We start from the raw sequence: 592 nt of genomic DNA, 5'->3' as shown, positions 1-592 counted from the left end.
ACGGCCTACAACCTCCCCTACCTCCGCTGGCGCTTGTGGTTGGTGTGCCTCCATGCCCCGTGCGAGGCTGCCCGCGCCGGCGACCCCTCCCCCCCCCCCCCCCCCCGGGCCCTGACCGACTGCGAGCGGGCGGGTGGCCGCTACCTGGCCGTGCAGGTCGGCGTCATCCCGGCGCCGCTGCCGGTGGCCTGGTAGCCGAACTCGGTCGACTGGCCCGCGGCGAGGTTGCCGTTGAAGCTGACGTTGGTGAAGTTCACCGCGCCGGTGTTCCCGCTGCGGTTGACGTTCCACGAGTTGGTGACCGTGGCGCCGGACGGCAGCGTCATGGCGACGGTCCAGCCGCTGACCGGCGACGAGCCGGCCGTGACCTTCACCGTGGCGACGAAACCGCCCGTCCACTGGTTCAACGACACCGTCGCCGTGCAGCCGCCGGGCTGCTGCGACGTGGTGGTGGTCGTCGTAGTCGTAGTGGTCGTGGTGGTGTCGCCGGTTGTGGTGGTTGTGGTGGTGCTGGTGGGGCCGTCGGTGAGGGTGGGGGTGGTCCAGTCGCGCCATTGGGTGAGGTTGCCGGTGGCTTTGGTGTGCATGGTGA

General features: G+C 70.8%; 1 protein-coding gene. It reads right to left on the bottom strand.

The window, feature by feature from the left end:
* Positions 1-140: 140 nt before the first annotated feature.
* Positions 141-592: cellulose binding domain-containing protein (locus ACZ7GX_RS44325; RefSeq protein WP_498786673.1), on the bottom strand; the 452-nt coding region annotated here is incomplete at its 5' end.

This window comes from Actinosynnema sp. NPDC037264, assembly GCF_055603705.1.
Note: the sequence above shows the minus strand (reverse complement) of the source record. Positions and strands in the feature narration are given on the sequence as shown.